Origin of the sequence: Janthinobacterium sp. 67 (assembly GCF_002797895.1) — a bacterium.
GTDB lineage: Bacteria > Pseudomonadota > Gammaproteobacteria > Burkholderiales > Burkholderiaceae_D > Janthinobacterium.
Map to the genome: position 1 here is coordinate 5,924,388 of NZ_PGES01000001.1, position 15,595 is coordinate 5,939,982.

General features: G+C 54.8%; 10 protein-coding genes and 1 tRNA gene. 6 read left to right on the forward strand and 5 right to left on the reverse strand.

Translation table 11 applies throughout. The features are described 5' to 3' along the window. Position 1: 1 nt before the first annotated feature. Both CLU90_RS26605 and CLU90_RS26610 read left to right on the forward strand, forming a co-directional pair. On the forward strand, positions 2 to 2,047 hold the full coding sequence (locus tag CLU90_RS26605; protein ID WP_100429251.1) for a putative bifunctional diguanylate cyclase/phosphodiesterase: 2,046 nt from the start codon (positions 2 to 4) through the stop codon (positions 2,045 to 2,047). A gap of 84 nt (positions 2,048 to 2,131) precedes the next feature. Continuing rightward, positions 2,132 to 2,221: transfer RNA gene (locus CLU90_RS26610), tRNA-Ser, on the forward strand. 519 nt (positions 2,222 to 2,740) lie between these two features. On the opposite strand, the gene CLU90_RS26615 is transcribed toward CLU90_RS26610, so the two are convergent. Then, a complete protein-coding gene (locus CLU90_RS26615) occupies positions 2,741 to 3,664 on the reverse strand; it encodes a LysR family transcriptional regulator (RefSeq protein ID WP_100429574.1) in 924 nt (307 codons plus the stop codon). 122 nt (positions 3,665 to 3,786) lie between these two features. On the opposite strand from CLU90_RS26615, the gene CLU90_RS26620 reads away from it, so the two are divergent. The 3 genes from CLU90_RS26620 to CLU90_RS26630 all read left to right on the forward strand — a co-directional run bounded on the left by CLU90_RS26620 (position 3,787) and on the right by CLU90_RS26630 (position 7,069). Beyond that, the gene (locus CLU90_RS26620; RefSeq protein ID WP_100429252.1) at positions 3,787 to 4,434 is read left to right on the forward strand and encodes an NADPH-dependent F420 reductase; all 648 of its coding nucleotides are present in this window, start codon (positions 3,787 to 3,789) and stop codon (positions 4,432 to 4,434) included. Positions 4,435 to 4,805: 371 nt separating this feature from the next. After that, complete coding sequence (locus CLU90_RS26625) at positions 4,806 to 6,005, forward strand: tyrosine-type recombinase/integrase (protein ID WP_004883034.1); 1,200 nt, start codon at positions 4,806 to 4,808, stop codon at positions 6,003 to 6,005. After that, the gene (locus CLU90_RS26630) at positions 6,002 to 7,069 is read left to right on the forward strand and encodes a PDDEXK nuclease domain-containing protein (protein WP_004883035.1); all 1,068 of its coding nucleotides are present in this window, start codon (positions 6,002 to 6,004) and stop codon (positions 7,067 to 7,069) included. Before CLU90_RS26625 ends, CLU90_RS26630 begins: the two co-directional genes overlap by 4 nt. A gap of 239 nt (positions 7,070 to 7,308) precedes the next feature. Here CLU90_RS26630 and CLU90_RS26635 read toward each other — a convergent pair whose 3' ends face one another. The 3 genes from CLU90_RS26635 to CLU90_RS26645 all read right to left on the reverse strand — a co-directional run bounded on the left by CLU90_RS26635 (position 7,309) and on the right by CLU90_RS26645 (position 12,785). After that, positions 7,309 to 8,556, reverse strand: a complete 1,248-nt coding sequence (locus CLU90_RS26635) for a hypothetical protein (protein WP_004883036.1) — start codon at positions 8,554 to 8,556, stop codon at positions 7,309 to 7,311. 288 nt (positions 8,557 to 8,844) lie between these two features. Then, on the reverse strand, positions 8,845 to 10,644 hold the full coding sequence (locus tag CLU90_RS26640) for a UvrD-helicase domain-containing protein (RefSeq protein ID WP_004883039.1): 1,800 nt from the start codon (positions 10,642 to 10,644) through the stop codon (positions 8,845 to 8,847). 2 nt (positions 10,645 to 10,646) lie between these two features. Beyond that, positions 10,647 to 12,785, reverse strand: a complete 2,139-nt coding sequence (locus tag CLU90_RS26645) for an AAA family ATPase (protein WP_100429253.1) — start codon at positions 12,783 to 12,785, stop codon at positions 10,647 to 10,649. A 299-nt stretch (positions 12,786 to 13,084) separates the two neighbouring features. On the opposite strand from CLU90_RS26645, the gene CLU90_RS26655 reads away from it, so the two are divergent. Continuing rightward, a protein-coding gene (locus CLU90_RS26655) for an IS3 family transposase (RefSeq protein ID WP_100429255.1) occupies positions 13,085 to 14,253 on the forward strand; the annotation gives its coding sequence in 2 pieces (ribosomal slippage) (positions 13,085 to 13,349 and positions 13,349 to 14,253; 1,170 coding nt in all). On the opposite strand, the gene CLU90_RS26660 is transcribed toward CLU90_RS26655, so the two are convergent. Next, positions 14,228 to 15,565, reverse strand: a complete 1,338-nt coding sequence (locus tag CLU90_RS26660; RefSeq protein WP_100429256.1) for a Shedu immune nuclease family protein — start codon at positions 15,563 to 15,565, stop codon at positions 14,228 to 14,230. The genes CLU90_RS26655 and CLU90_RS26660 overlap by 26 nt on opposite strands. Positions 15,566 to 15,595 lie beyond the last annotated feature (30 nt).

Below are 15,595 nucleotides of genomic sequence, written 5' to 3' on the forward strand. Positions count from 1 at the left end.
CATGGCCCTGTTTCCGGTGTCGGATTTCCTTGGTGACAGCGCCGCCCTGTGCGACGCCGTCGTGCGTTTGCGCGGCCCAGCGCTGGTAGCCGAGCTGGGCCGTATCGCCAGCACCGTGATGGCCAGCCCGCTTGGCCAGTTCCTGCCCGCGGCCAGCACGGACGCCGCCGCGCCGGTGGCGCCATTTCCCCGCGATACGCCCGCCTTGCTGCAGGAAATCAGTTTCGACGGCCATTGTTTCGGCCATTACGCCGTGGCCGGCCGCCCGCTGTATAACGACGCCGACCGCCGCCACCTGGCCAGCCTGGCCTCGTTGACGGCCGGCGTCCTGCAGGTCCATTCGCTGGCGCAACGCTCGACTCATGCCTACGCGCAAGTCGAAGCCTTGCTGGCGCAGCAGACGCAAATCCTCGACCAGTTGCACGAATCCGTACTGACGATGGACTTGACCGGTTACATCACCAGCTGGAACAAGGGCGCCGAGCGCCTGTTCGGCTACACCTCGGTGGAAGCCGTGGGCCGCAACATCCTGTTCCTGTACGACGATGAAGACACGGGTTTCCACGACGCCTTCCTGGAGCAGGGAGGACGCCTGATGGAGGTGCGCCGCCGAAAGAAGTCGGGCGAGATCTTCTGGGCCAGCTTGTCCCTGTCGCCGCTGCAAGACCTGGACGACAAGCCCATCGGACTCATCGCCTACCTGACCGACATCACGGAACGCAAGCTGGCCGAAGAGCGGCTGCACCACCTGGCCTATTACGACCCGCTGACCAGCCTGCCCAACCGCACCTTGCTGGCCAAGCTGGTCGACCAGGCCCTCTCCGTGGCGCAGCGCAGCAAGATGCTCGGCTGCGTGCTGTTCATCGACCTGAACCGTTTTAAACTGATCAACGACACCCTGGGCCGGCGCATCGGCGACGAACTGCTGCGCCAGGTCTCCCTGCGTTTCCGCCAGGTATTGCGCGACCAGGACCTGGTGGCGCGCCTGGGCGGCGACGAGTTCGCCGTCGGCCTGTTCGACATCGGCCAGCATTTCGAAGCGAGCATGGTGGCGCAAAAGCTCTTGGCCTCGCTGGTGGAGCCGTTCCTGATCGAAGGCCACGACTTGCGCGTGGGCGCCAGCATCGGCATCAGCGTCTATCCGCAGGACGCGCACGACGCGGAAACCCTGCTGCGCCTGGCCGACATCGCCATGTACCGCGCCAAGCAGGACAGCGGCGGTGAAGCGGAAAGCGTGGCCTTCTACAGCCAGGACATGAATGTGGGCATGCAGGCCCGCATGCGCCTGGAAACAGGCTTGCGCCAGGCTTTGTCTGAACAGCAACTGCTGCTGCACTACCAGCCGAAATACGCGCTGGGCAGCGGCCGGATCATCGGCGCCGAAGCCCTGGTGCGCTGGCACCACCCGCAGCACGGCATGATCCCGCCCGCCGAGTTCATCCCCCTGGCCGAATCGACGGGCCTGGTGGTGCAAGTGGGCGAATGGGTGCTGGAAGCGGCCTGCGCCCAGGCGCAAGCGTGGAAACTGGCCGGCCTGCCGCCGATCCGCCTGGCCGTCAATGTCTCCGCCCGCGAATTCACGGCAGCCTTGCCCGCCAGGGTAGCGGCGACCCTGGCCCGCTACGGCCTGGAAGCGGCCTGGCTGGAACTGGAAATCACGGAAAGCACCCTGATGCACAACATCGAGCGCGTGATCGGCATCATGGACCGCATCACGGCCCTGGGCGTGGCCCTGTCGCTGGACGATTTCGGCACCGGCTACTCAAGCCTGTCCTATTTGAAACGCTTTCCCATCGATACATTGAAGATCGACCGGTCGTTCACCACCGGCATCCCGACAGACGCCAGCGACTGCGCCATCGCCAGCACCATCATCAGCATCGCCCAGCAGCTGCACCATAAAGTTATCGCGGAAGGCGTGGAAACGGCGGAGCAACTGGCCTTCCTGAAGAGCTCAGGCTGCGACGAAGTACAGGGCTACCTGTTCTCGCGCCCGCTGCCGGCGGGAGAGTTCGAGCGCGCGCTGCGGGAAAACTGGGGCGTATAAGGCAAGCGTGCCCGCTCTTTCCTGTCAGGCAAACGGTGCTAGCCATTGGTAAGCCACCGACCTTTATGTATAATGCTGCCATCTGGAAGCGTGGCCGAGTGGTTGAAGGCACTAGTCTTGAAAACTAGCGACGGGTTAAACTGTTCGTGAGTTCGAATCTCACCGCTTCCGCCAGGAAATAAAGAAACCGCCTTCGGGCGGTTTTTTATTGCCTGGCGGAAGCGAGCAGGGCGGCACCCTGCGTGTGAGATTCGAAGGGCTGGGCCTACCGGCCCAGCCCGCCACGAATCTTCCACCTGCTGCCGCTGCGCGGCAGCTCCGCGCGCCGCAGGCGCGCGTTCGTGGTTCCAATCCGCTTTTCGGCTGAGCCAGTGTCTACGGCGCCAATGGATCAGTTCGTGTCCGAATAGCGGATCTGACCCCGGCTCGCAATAAACATAAGCATGCTTGGCTCCAATTGTAAAGGAAAAGCCCCGCGAATAAGCGGGCCTACTTTTTAAAACGAACTCAAGAGTCTAGAAACGAGGTTGTCATTATGTTGCCTTCCGTTCCCAGTACTTCTCCGCTGGCAGGACTGGAAACAATTTTTCCAGGAATTTCTGGGTGCTTTCGGGGAATAATCGGCAATATGCGTCAGCTCGTGGCGTAACCAGGCTTTGGGTCCGACGAGAGTGGCCCGATATCAAGGGTGGGCTATTTAGCAGAGAAGGTTTGCGGCAAATTCTGGACACGAAATGCCTCGACAACAAAATCGATAAAGGCGCGCGTCTTAGCCGGCAACAGTTTCTGACTGGTGAAATACAACGAGACCGCCCCGACATCCCCATACCAATTTGGCAGTAATCGCACCAGCGCACCACTTTTCAGATGTGGAGCGGCGTGTGGAACTGGTATTAACCCGACGCCAAGGCCTAGTACCACGGCGCGACTGAGTGCATCCGGATCGTTGACCAGCATTACTGGTTGCTGTTTTGCCGTGACTTCGATGCCAGTGTTATTGCGCATGGCTTGCGTCCGCATGCGACCAGTCAATGGAGAACGTATCACCACACTGGGAAACTCGGCAAGTTCAGAAGGGTCTTTCGGACGGCGCTTGCCCTGTAGTAGTGCTGGCGATACCACCGCAATCAAATGTATTCGCGCCAATTCGCGCGCCACCATACCGGGCGGTAGCTCAAAACCGGCGCCGACTGCCGCATCAAAGCCGCCTGCGATCAGGTCCAGCGGACGGCTATCGAAAACCCAATCGGGAGTTACGCCCGGATATCTTTCGAGAAACGCCGGCATGAGAGGTAACAGATAATCCATGCCGAATCCAGGTGCCGCGCTCAACTTCAACACGCCAGCCGGTTGCCCGGCATTGACCTTGATGTCGGCAATTGCACCTTGGATGCTGTCGAGACCATTCTGCACTGATTGCCGAAAACGTTCACCCGCTTCACTCTGCGTCAGGCCACGGGTGCTACGCTGGAAAAGTCGTACGCCAAGGTTCCGTTCAAGAAGCGCGACGTTCCGACTCACTGCTGCTGGCGTCAGGCCCAGCCGGCGTGCTGCAGCAGAAAAGCTACCGCTCTCGGCACTGCGGACGAATGACTCCAGATTGGCCAGAGTTTCCACGATTTCACCTTCAAGCAATAATTGAAACTGATCATAGCTGATTGATACTAACGCCATAAACGTCAAGGCCCTAAAATTCAACTCAACAAACAGTTGATTCATTTAATTTTAAAGGAAAAATCATGACTATCGGCATCATTGGCTCGGGCGCTCTCGGCTCCAACTTCGCTCGCATTCTTGCAAAAAAAGGGATATCCGCCACCATCTCTAACAGCCGTGGACCAACCTCGCTTGCTGACCTGGTTGAGGAGCTGGGGCCATCTATTAAGGCCGGTACAGTGGAAGAGGCCGCAAGCGCCGACATGGTACTAATTGCGGTCCGCTGGGTCGATGCAGAGAAAGTACTGGGTAGCCTGCCAGCGTGGAGCGGTCGCATCGTGATCGACGGCACTAACCCGGTGGAGTTCTTCGATCCCGCAACGTCGCCGGATGCGAACGACGCGAACAATCCTCTCGCAGCATATGGGATCAAGGCGGTTGATCTTGGCGGAAAGCATTCGAGCCAGATTATCCAGCAATTCGTTCCTGGTGCACGGGTCGTCAAAGCATTCAATCATAACGACGTCAATGTGCTGAAGGAGCCGGAGAAGGCCGGTGGCAAGCGCGTATTGTTTTACTCTGGCGATGATGCTGCCGCAAAGGCCGAGGTGCGCAGTGTCATGGAAGTCGCCGGATTCTTCCCGATTGACCTCGGCGCGCTGGACGTCGGTGGACCGCTGGCCTCGCTGCCCTTCGGGCCGCTGTCGACGCATAACTTTATCAGTATCTGATCGAGATCATGCGCGCATGCCCTGTATCAGCTGTAAGTAACTATTGTGCATAGGAGAAGTGCGAGGATTTTTGTGGCGATGTCTGTGCGTAGGTACGATTGTTAAATTATTCGTAAAAACTGCATAAAAACTAGCTATTCGCGTTACACCGCTTCTGCCAGGAAATAAAGAACCCGCCTTCGGGCGGTTTTTTTATTTCACCATGACTCCAGCACCGAAATTCGCTGGACTACGCTACAGCCCGATACAGCAGGTTTATCAATGACTTAAGCGAGTTCAACATATGCCGGTGCTTTCCGAAACCTGACCTGACTTCCGACCGCCTGACTCCTATCCGGCCCTTGGAATCCAGGTCTTTCCAAGGAGTCATCATGGCTAAGATCAAACTCACTAAGTCCGCTGTCGATGCGGCGCAACCCCAGGCAGAGGCCGTCGAACTCCGGGACACGCTGGTCCCCGGCTTCCTGTGCAAGATTACCCCGGCGGGTCGCAAGGTGTTCATGCTCCAGTACCGGACGAACGCTGGCGAGCGCCGCAAGCCCTCGCTAGGACTGTACGGGGAGCTGACCGTCGAACAGGCGCGGTCGCTGGCGCAGGAATGGCTGGCCCAAGTCCGCCGAGGCGGAGATCCCGCCGCAGAGAAGGCGGAGGCGCGCCAGGCACCTACGGTCAAGGAGCTATGCACGAAGTTCATGGAGGACTACTCCAAGAAGCGCAACAAGCTCAGCACCCAAGCCGGCTATCAGGCTGTCATCAATCGCAACATTATTCCGCTGCTGGGACGCAAGAAAGTTCAGGACGTGAAGCGTCCTGAAATCGCCGGACTGATGGAAAAGCTTTCGTACAAGCAGACCGAGGCGAACAAGGTATTCAGCGTCTTGCGCAAGATGTTCAACATGGCCGAGGTATGGGGCTATCGGCCCGACGGTACCAACCCTTGCCGTCACGTCCCGATGTTCCCTGCCGGCAAATCGACTCACCTCATCAGCGACGAAGAAATGGGCAACCTGTTCCGACAGCTCGACAAGATCGAGTCGGAGGGGCTGGAGAACTACGTCATCCCTTTGGGAATCCGCCTGCAGTTCGAGTTCGCCGGCCGCCGCTCGGAAATCATCGCGCTGGAATGGAACTGGGTTGACTTGCAGAACCGGCGCGTCGTCTGGCCTGACAGCAAGACAGGCGGCATGTCTAAGCCCATGAGCGAGGAAGCCTATCGGCTACTCTCGACGGCACCCCGGCAGGAGGGTAGCCGCTATGTGCTGCCTTCTCCTAGCCACGCTGGCAAGCATCTAACCACGGGCGAGTATTACGGTGGCTGGAGCCGTGCGCTCAAGGCGGCTGGCGCTACGCACGTGGGCACGCACGGCATCCGCCACCGTTCGGCGACCGACATTGCCAATTCGGGCATCCCGGTCAAGGTCGGCATGGCGCTAACGGCGCACAAGACCGTCGTCATGTTCATGCGCTACGTCCACACCGAGGATAAGCCGGTGCGAGAGGCGGCCGAACTGGTGGCGAATCGGCGTAAGACGATCACCGGGATGCAGGGAGCCAAGGAGGTGGCCGCATGACCCGGCGCAAGGCATCCGTCTCAGCGCCAGCAGCGCCGCCCGCGCTGCTGGGCGACATCCGGGCACTGATCGAAGCGTCGCGCCAGCGCGTCGCCTCGGCGGTCAATGCCGAGCTGACATTGCTGTTCTGGCGCATTGGCCAGCGCATCCATACGGAAGTGCTTGCCGGGCAGCGGGCCGGGTACGGCGACGAAATCCTGCCGACCCTGGCGGCGCAGCTTGTCCGCGACTACGGACGTAGCTTCGCGGACAAGAACCTGCGCCGGATGGTGCAGTTCGCCGCCACCTTCTCGGACGAGCCAATTGTCGTGACGCTGTCACGACAATTGAGCTGGTCGCATTTCGTGGCGCTGCTGCCGCTAAAAGACCCGCTCCAGCGGGACTACTACGTGCAAATGGCCAGCGCCGAACGCTGGAGCGTGCGGACGCTACGCGAGCGCATCGACTCGATGCTATACGAGCGCACGGCGCTGTCCAAGAAGCCGGACGAGACGATCACGCAAGAGCTGGCGGCGATGCGCGATGCGCAGCGCATGTCGCCGGCGCTGGTCATGCGCGACCCGTACATCCTCGACTTCCTGGGCCTGCGCGATACCTGGCAGGAAGGCGACCTGGAAGCCGCGATCATCCGCGAAATGGAGTCTTTTTTGCTGGAGTTGGGCGCGGGCTTCTCTTTCCTAGCCCGGCAGAAACGCATCCAGATCGACGACGAGGATTTCCACCTGGACCTGCTGTTCTATAACCGCAAGCTGCGGCGGCTGGTGGCGGTGGAGTTGAAGATCGGCGAGTTCAAGGCAGCATACAAGGGGCAGATGGAGCTTTATTTGCGTTGGCTCGACAAGCACGAACGCGAACCGGAGGAAGCCTCGCCGCTGGGCATCATTCTTTGTACCGGCAAGAAGTCAGAGCAGATCGAGTTGCTGGAGCTGGACAAGTCGGGCATCCACGTAGCCGAATACCTGACGACCCTGCCGCCGCGTGCGGTGCTGGGGGAGCGGTTGCAGCAGGCGACCGAACGGGCGCGGTTGCAGATCGAGCAGCGGCAGCCTGGCGAGAAGTCCTGACAGCAGCATCTGTCCAACCGTACACCCAAACCACAGCACGAGCATGTGGCAACGGATCTCTTGCTCTATCGAGGCTCCATGCTAGTGTGGAATCGCCATAGGCCGATAAGGAACTGGCCTGCGGCTCAAGGATGCGCTGGGGCTAGTGGGCGCGAGCGCCCAATCACATGATTATCGCGGGCAGCAGCGCCATGTTCTATGCCGATCGCTGTTTTAATTAAATATCTCAAACTATAAAGTCAGTTAATTTTTTCAAAATATTCACGAATCAAGTCATCATTTTTTAAATACGAATCGAGAACCTGAAACAGAAAAAGATCCCCGCTAATATTTATATCAAACGGGATCATTGAGTTATCTATTTTGAATGTCTTTATTTTTCTATGCCCCTTGATGTTGGCATTGCTCAATCTTTCTTGATAGCTATCCAACGTATATACGATAAATTCGTGATCCAAGTGAGTTATAAAAAAATCATCGCCTTTTGAACTGTATTCAAGATGGATGACTTGCGTTACGACGTCGTCGCCTGCCACCTCAAAGTCCTCCATCAATTCTTCAAAAGTCAAACTTAGCTTCTCTGCGTCATGGTGAATCCATAGATTGTTCTCATATTTATCGGTGGAGTAGAACTTTGACAATCTAGGAAGGGAAGATATTTTCAATCGCAACGGAGCGCCAAACTCCATCTCCTCCATTGCAGGGACATAATCGGAGACGTAATCAATCCTGAATGCTATTTCGGACAGCATTCCTTTTTCAATGAGTTCCTCGATAGAGGTAAGCAGCTTCCTCGGAACTTTTATCCAGAAGTGTCGCCCTATGCGTTCATCGCGTATTGTCTGACTATCCTTGTCGTTGAATATCTGAATATTCTCGTTCAGGCTGACAAGACTATATTTAGAGAACTGAGCATCTTCCTTTCTTATGTCAATTCCAATTTTCTCGTACTCACGTTCAACTACCTTGGAATATTTTAGCTCCAGCATCTCAGCCCTCCCCATGATTGATTGGTGCTTGGAATAAAAAATGCAGCCAATGCGATAATTTGCGTAATTTTCTTTTATGTACGAAACACCATCTTCGTCATGGATATGCTTGTAGGAATTGTTGAGAATTTCTAGCGATCCCGGATACTCGTTGAGATAATTATTTAAGTAGTCCATTAAATGCTGGATTGTCTTTATAGCCAATCGCTTGTCCACTAGATCAAGCTGTGGCCCATAAAACTTGGCTGCGTTTGGATGGTCGCGTTTGGCTTCAAATTCTTTCAGAATGGCCGCCTTTTCATTCATGCAGCCCTCCGTATAAGCACGCATTACGTCTGCCTGAAAGCTCTCATTTGCCAGAGAGGTTTGGATGAGGGGAAGCAATTTCTTGACAAAGATCGGGTCTTTATTAAGAAAGACGTAGCAAAATTTCCCAAAGCTGAATAACGCGATTTTTTCCGAAGAAAATTCATTGATTTCTTCAAAGATATTTTTCATATTTTTTACTCAACTCGCCGTAGTCCAAATAGTAAGCGACGGAACCTTGAGCGTCTCCACTTTGTGGATCGCGCTGCTCCACGTTCGCTATTCGCTCATCCCTGACGGGACTGGCATTCGCCAGCCCTCCACGGCCCGACACTGTGATCCGGGCCTGCGCGCTCCGCTTGCATGTTGAGCTGGCGACAGCAGGGCATGCAGAGCGAGCCGCGCGCAGATGATTCAGCCAAACGCTAAACAAAGCTGTAGGGCATCCCATAGAGAGCGCGGTTGCGCTACTCGTGATTTCTATGGAATTTGATCGTATCCAAAACTGCATGAGGCAAGCTTGCGAGTTACTTGATACTCTTCGCCAGAATACTGGCGAACTCGACCTCGTTCCGAAACAAGGTGCAGGTTCTTCCTTGCCCGCGAACCAATGACATACAGCAATTTCATCGCGCTTTCTTGACCGTTCGGATCATTGAAATGCGGCACCATATCTTCTAATAATGCATAAGCGATCACTGCATCGAACTCGGCTCCCTTGACGCCGTGTATCGTCGAGATGGTGATTCCAGTCCTATGCTGAAATACCTTCCTGAATGTCTCAATATCGCCTATAAATTCGCTACCTTCACTCTTCAATCGATTTACCCGGGCTTGCGAACTATCGAAGAAGGCAACGTGATGCTCTTGAAGCAGCGTGAAAAGGCGAAAGTCGATTGCTAAGTTTGCAAACAGACGCTCGAAAAATGCGCTCAAGTAGGTAAGACCATCTGTTTCATCGATCTTAATTGCATTGCACTCCCTCAACAAGGACCTCCGCGTGAGCTTCGACACGCTAGCCCCGGCCGCCTCTAGGTCATTCAGAATCTCCCCGGCCCACCGCAGTCTGCGCACATACATTCCCGGCGATGCCTGAGTAAGTGCAATCTTAGAAAGCCTGTACCAGAAATTCTCTGTGTCCCGTGCAAAGGGAACCATACCGGGGCCATCGAATGAGTACTCCGGCATGCTGGCGACCAAACGACGTGTCATGCTTGCAAGATGCGTCCACTGTGGCGCGAGAATGCACACCTCGTGAGGTGAGATGCCCATAGTCTCAATGTTGAAACGGATGAGCCGGATGAGCTCAGCGTCCAGATCATTTTTGCTCACTGTGTCGTCGAATGAAATAAGGCTTGGGTACGCCTTGTCCTCGGATGCGGCTTCGATGCGTGTGTTGTGAACGTTGTAGTTTCCGAAGTACTCAATGATGCGCTCAGAAGAACGGTAGTTCCGCGACAGTTCGAGTTCGTCCAAATCGATATTGGCCATCGCCTTGAAATCCTCGAAGGCAATCGGATATCCGCCAAGCGATTGATAAATCGCCTGGTTAGGATCTCCGACAATAAAGGCCTTGGTCGCACCTTGACCAGCTTTCAGAATGGCGGTGATGATCGAATACTGAATTCGTTTGGTGTCCTGATACTCGTCGATCAGCACGAAAGAGAACAACTGTGCCAGAAGAGTGCTGATCGCAGGATGACGTGCGATCAGTTGGTACGCATAGTAAAGAATGAGCTCAAAGTCTAGCTGCCGACTTTCGTGCAGAATCTCAAAATACTTGCCCAATATGACGTGAAGACCCGAATGCTTCCAATCTTGTGGGCAGGAGAGCACATATCCAGTTTCGGTGTAATAAAACTCACAATCCCAGAATGTTATTTTTGGCTTCTGGTAAGGCTTGCACAATGCCTCCAGGATTTTCTCGCGCTCATGCTGATCGATCACACGGAAGCCTCGATCCAACGCTTCGTGATAGATGCCGTACGGTTTCAATATCCATTCAAGACAGAACGAATGTATCGTTCCTATCCATAATCGGGATGTATCCACCCCAAGGCTCTCAATGCGCTCGTGGATTTCGTCGGCGGCACGGTGCGTATAAGTGATGGCAACGACAAACTGCTTGTTCGATTTCAGCCTGGACAACTCATAGGCGATTTTGTAGGTGAGCGTGCGCGTTTTCCCGCTGCCCGGGCAAGCGATGAGAAAGACGCTCCCTGGCTTCAGAATGGCTGCTTCCTGCTCGGGATTCAGATCATCTTTGTTCCACATGAACATGATCAGAACACCGCGAGTACATCGTTGATGCGATCATCTGGGAACGTGGCAAGCATCTCGTTTCGGATGCCGACGAAGTCGATGTCTCCATTTCGGAAGGCCAGCAGCTTGGCCCTAAAGTCGTCGAATACGGCAGACGCAGTGAAGATATCTTCTGCATCGATGTAGTTCACGCGGTAGCTCAGCACGTTAAACCAGACTTCCTTAGTGACCACCGGATGCGCAAAAGCGATGGCGTCCAAGATGTACTTCGGAATGGCGGTCTGCGGATCGATCTTCTTTCCCAGCAAGATGGCAAACCATCCCTTGCCGTAGTTGTCCGCCATGGTCAATGCGCGCTGACCGAACAACGCGATGTCCGCTGATTCGAGCTCCGCCTTGGCCGTCGCGATGGTTGGTGCATCCTTGTAGACATCAGGAAGGATGCCGACCACCTTACGCGCATTGCCGGCGGCAATGAAGTCGACCTCGAAGGTATGGGGGGCAAAGAATGGAGAAACCCACCCGTTATCTTTGAAGGTGTCTTCCAATAACGCTTTCCTGGCGACCCCTTTTTCCTGGGATGCCTGATACTTGCCCTTGCGCCGGAGCAGCCCTTCGGAGTCTCCCGCCGCCGGCGTTGTGTCAATGATGGACTTGTCAAGGTCGGTGACGATGCTGCACCGCTTCCGGATTCGGGCATCATCGAAAAGAACCGCGACGTTCTGAAATCCAGTGCTGCGGATATTAATTAAACTGATGCCGAGTTCATCAAAGCTGACGCCTAGCACGTTCTTGATCAGGATCGGAACGAGAATTTCTTCTGCATCGCCCTCCACTAAGAGGACGCTCTTGGCAAACAACAAGTTGCTACGGACAGCATCCAGGTAGCGTTGAATGTTGCCGATCTCTTCTGGGTTTAGGCCAATTGCAGGCTGGTATGCCTCGCAACGATCACCTTCTCTGCCGAGGATGTTCACGTTCTGAACATTGCTGACCTCAGAGATGTGCGTCGAATGGGTCGAATAAATGATCTGTGTGTCGTCGTATTTGAGCTTGTCGAACAGTGTTTTCTGGATATGTGTGTGAATGTGAGCTTCCGGCTCTTCGATAAGCAGAAAGTTGGCGATCGACTGTTTAGCCTTTTGATACTTGAATTCAAGCAGTTTCAACGTGAGGAATATCAGGTTTGCTCCACCAAGGCTCAGCTCGTGGATCGGTCCTTCGTGGCTCTCCCCCGATTCGCCAACGAACAGCTTGAGCGACTGGAACAACTTGTCAGCTTCGTCTGGCAGATCCGACTTGATAGAAAGAGAAGACGGCGAATACGCCTCACCCGCCGCATCCTTGATGGTGTCTCTGATATCCGTCCGGACGACCTGCACGTCTGGCAACGCTTCGATGGAGTCATTCAATGCCTTTACCCCGTCGGTGATAGCCTGGAACGCCACGGGGTCGATATCGCCGCTCTTGCCCTTCAGAAGCGAAAAGAGCGGATTTGTCCGGTTGTTGTGAAATTCGGAGACGACGTCCCGTAGCGCCTGGACGAAAGTGAACGAAATTTCTTTGGAGACGGACAGCACGTTCGGAATCTTCGCGCCGATAACACGAAATTCAACCTCTTCATTGAATCGAACATTCGCGAAGTCGCCGACCACATCCTTATAGAAGGCCTCGTCGTTGAAGTCGGCTTCACTCCGACCTGTGAAAATCGTTTCATAGTCGTCGATGGTGACCGGGTTCAGGATAGCGTCGAGGCCTGCCTGATCACCATCGTTCAATTGAGAAAGTCGCAGCCTGATTTCCTTCTTCGGACGAAAGATCAGGTTGTAAGTGGCCTTGCCGTTCGCCTCTTCCTCAATTACGCCCGTCCCATGTCGGAAGAGCGCCTGCACTGATTCATCCGCAGAGATTTCCTCAAACTCAAGACTGATGATGATCCAATGTCCCTGCCAGCGCCCTAGGCCGCGATGAAAGTCGGTATGCTCCAGCCGGTAGGCAGAGCGAATCATGTTGTCATCAAGCAGCAATCTGATTGCGCGAAAGAGATTGGTTTTGCCAGATCCATTTTCGCCGATGACAGTGTTGATACCCTTCTGGAACAGCAGCTTCGTGTTGGGAAAGTTCCGGTAGTTGACCAGGCTGAGCTTGGATATATGCATTTGATTCAATCTTGTTGTTGAAATCCACATGCCGATCGGCCGATGGATTGGTTGAACACTGCAGCCATTGATCCCAACTACGGAATGGCCAACTGTCAGTTGGTTTTAGAACGGCACCGTGTCTAAGGTAGGAATCGGTTGGAGCGCATTTTTAATCTCGGTTAGCCTTGCAAGTAGTTCATCGAAAGTCACGATCACGATCTCTGCGAACGCATTTCGAACGAGCTCGAATGACTTTCTGAGGTACCCTGACTTTTTCGGACACTCTAGTTTGGTAAACTTCACCAACTGGAGAACTTATGACACGCTCAACAACATACACACCGGAGCTTCGGGAAGAAGCGGTAAAACTGGTCCTGACACAAGGCCTGACGCTGGAAGACGCCGCGTTGCGTCTCACCATTCCCAAGGGCACGCTAGCGAACTGGGTCAGTGCGGCAAGGCGCGGCACGTCGCCCAAAGTAGCCCCTGGTAGCCGCTCCGTGCCGGAGCTTGAGGCTGAGGTAACCAAGCTGCGCAAAGAGCTTGCCGAGGCACGCATGGAGCGCGATATCGTAAAAAAAGCGGCAGCGTACTTTGCGCGGGAGTCGCTGCCAAGTACGCGGTCATGAAGACCTTGCGACTCGAATTTCCTGTCACCATCATGTGCCGCGTCTTTAGCGTCTCGCGCAGCGGTTTCTACGCTTGGGCGAACGGCAAACCGTCGCAGCGGGCGCAGGACGACGCACGCCTGAAGGTCGCCATCGAGGCCGTGCACGCGCAGAGCCGGCAGACTTATGGCCCGTTGCGCATGCAGCCGGAACTGACGGCGCAAGGCTTTCCGGCCGGCCGTGATCGTATCGTCCGTCTGCGTCGCGAGCTCGCCCTGCGCTGCAAGCAAAAGCGCAAGTTCAAGGCCACCACGAACTCGAATCATGACCTGCCGGTGGCCGACAACCTGCTCAATCAGACTTTCGCGCCGACCCGGCCGAACGAAGCCTGGGTGACCGACATCACCTATGTGGCGACCGGCGAGGGCTGGCTTTACCTGGCCGGTATCAAGGACGTGTTCACCTGCGAGCTGGTGGGCTACGCGATGGACGAGCGCATGACGCAAACGCTGACGGCAACAGCACTGTGGAAGGCCGTGCGCAACAAACGCCCCGCGCCGGGCTTGATTCACCACTCCGACCGTGGCAGTCAGTATTGCGCCCACGACTATCAGAAACTGGTGACGCAGTTCGGCATGAAGCCGTCCATGTCGCGCCGAGGAAACTGCTATGACAACGCGCCCATGGAAAGCTTCTGGGGCAGCCTGAAAAACGAGCTGGTGCACCATCAACGTTACGCGACCCGGGCCGACGCGAAAGCCGCAATACAGGAATATATCGAAAGCTTTTACAACCGCCAGCGACGCCATTCGCGCCTTGGCAATGTTCCGCCCGCGTTGTTCGCTGAAAAATTCAGCAAACAGCCGCGGGTGGCTTGAAACAAGAGTGTCCGCTATTGACAGTACACCTCATTCTTTGCTGATGCTCTTGTGGCGTCATGCCAGCGACAACTATGCAGCGAACCGCATAGCTGTGGAGGTCGTATCGGTTCATGTTATTTTTTATGACGGGTAGTTCACTCTGCAATTTGAAACGCTGATCTAGAATTTGAGCAATCGCTCCACCCAATTCTGTCGATGGGCCAAAAACATCATCTCCACGATAGGGAGATTTTCCTAGCAGTTCGGTTTGCGGCTTTTTTATCTCAATGAGGCCAAGATTGCCCGTGGAAGCGGATGCGTATAGAAAATCTGAAAATTTTCCGCCGGACCCGTTAAGTCGCTTGCCACCTGCATAAGCTTGCCCCTGAACCAGCATGGCTGGAACGGCAAATGCAAGACTAAGTATGAAAGGATTTTCCAGAAAGAAGCTTTGCCACTTGCTTTCCGTCAGTCCTTTTCCAAGCATTTCCTGGTATCGCTCAATCAGTTGATTCAGTGTGATGAGCTCAATATCATTCTTTAATGCCAGCAGCGAGCGCGGCTCAGATTCCGCCAGTGCTTCTATATTGTCTTGAACCATGCGAACAGCGGCGCGCCGATCACGCTTGGAAAGCGTCACATGCTGCCGCCCACCATCGGTCATTTCCGTTAGTGCATCAGGTCTTACGCTCTTCTTTAGAGCGGGAAATTGTGCTGAATCGGCAGCATGTAATAAGGTCTGGTAGACATGAAATTGCTTGTCCTTGCGCGCGTCTCTCTGGTGGCGAGAGGCTATGCGATTTAATTCTTTTCTTAATTCATGAAATCTTCTTATTCCGAGAATAAAGAATGGCGAATCAATTTTCGCGTCATTTCCTTTGTGGACAATGAGTATGCTTACGTTTTCTAAGCTGGCGGCTGTTTCGCAAATTTGCCGATATTCCCACAGAAGCCCCAAACCGAATCGAAAATCTTTGGCAAACCCATCCGGCAACTGCTCAAGAAGCCCAACGACATCGTCAGTAGTCTCTGGCAGTATGTAGGGCTCGATAACAGGCCGAGCGACGACGATGCGTTCAAGGGTGCCGTATTTAGGTTGCAGGTAATCGTCGCGATCTTCTCGAATATTAAGAGGCCAAATGGTCAATCTGTCTGGACACACATTGAGCAGTCTCGCTATTGGCGAATCCGGCTTGCGCTCCGCTGCGGGAATATCAGTGAAGAAAACGTTAATGCCTTCCTCTTCCGGTTCGGCTGCTTCAATGACAAGGAAGGGGCCGCCGTCCAAACGCTCACGTTGATTGAATGCTGAAGGTCTGATAGATGCCATGAACTATTCTTGATCCCTACTGTTCAGAGA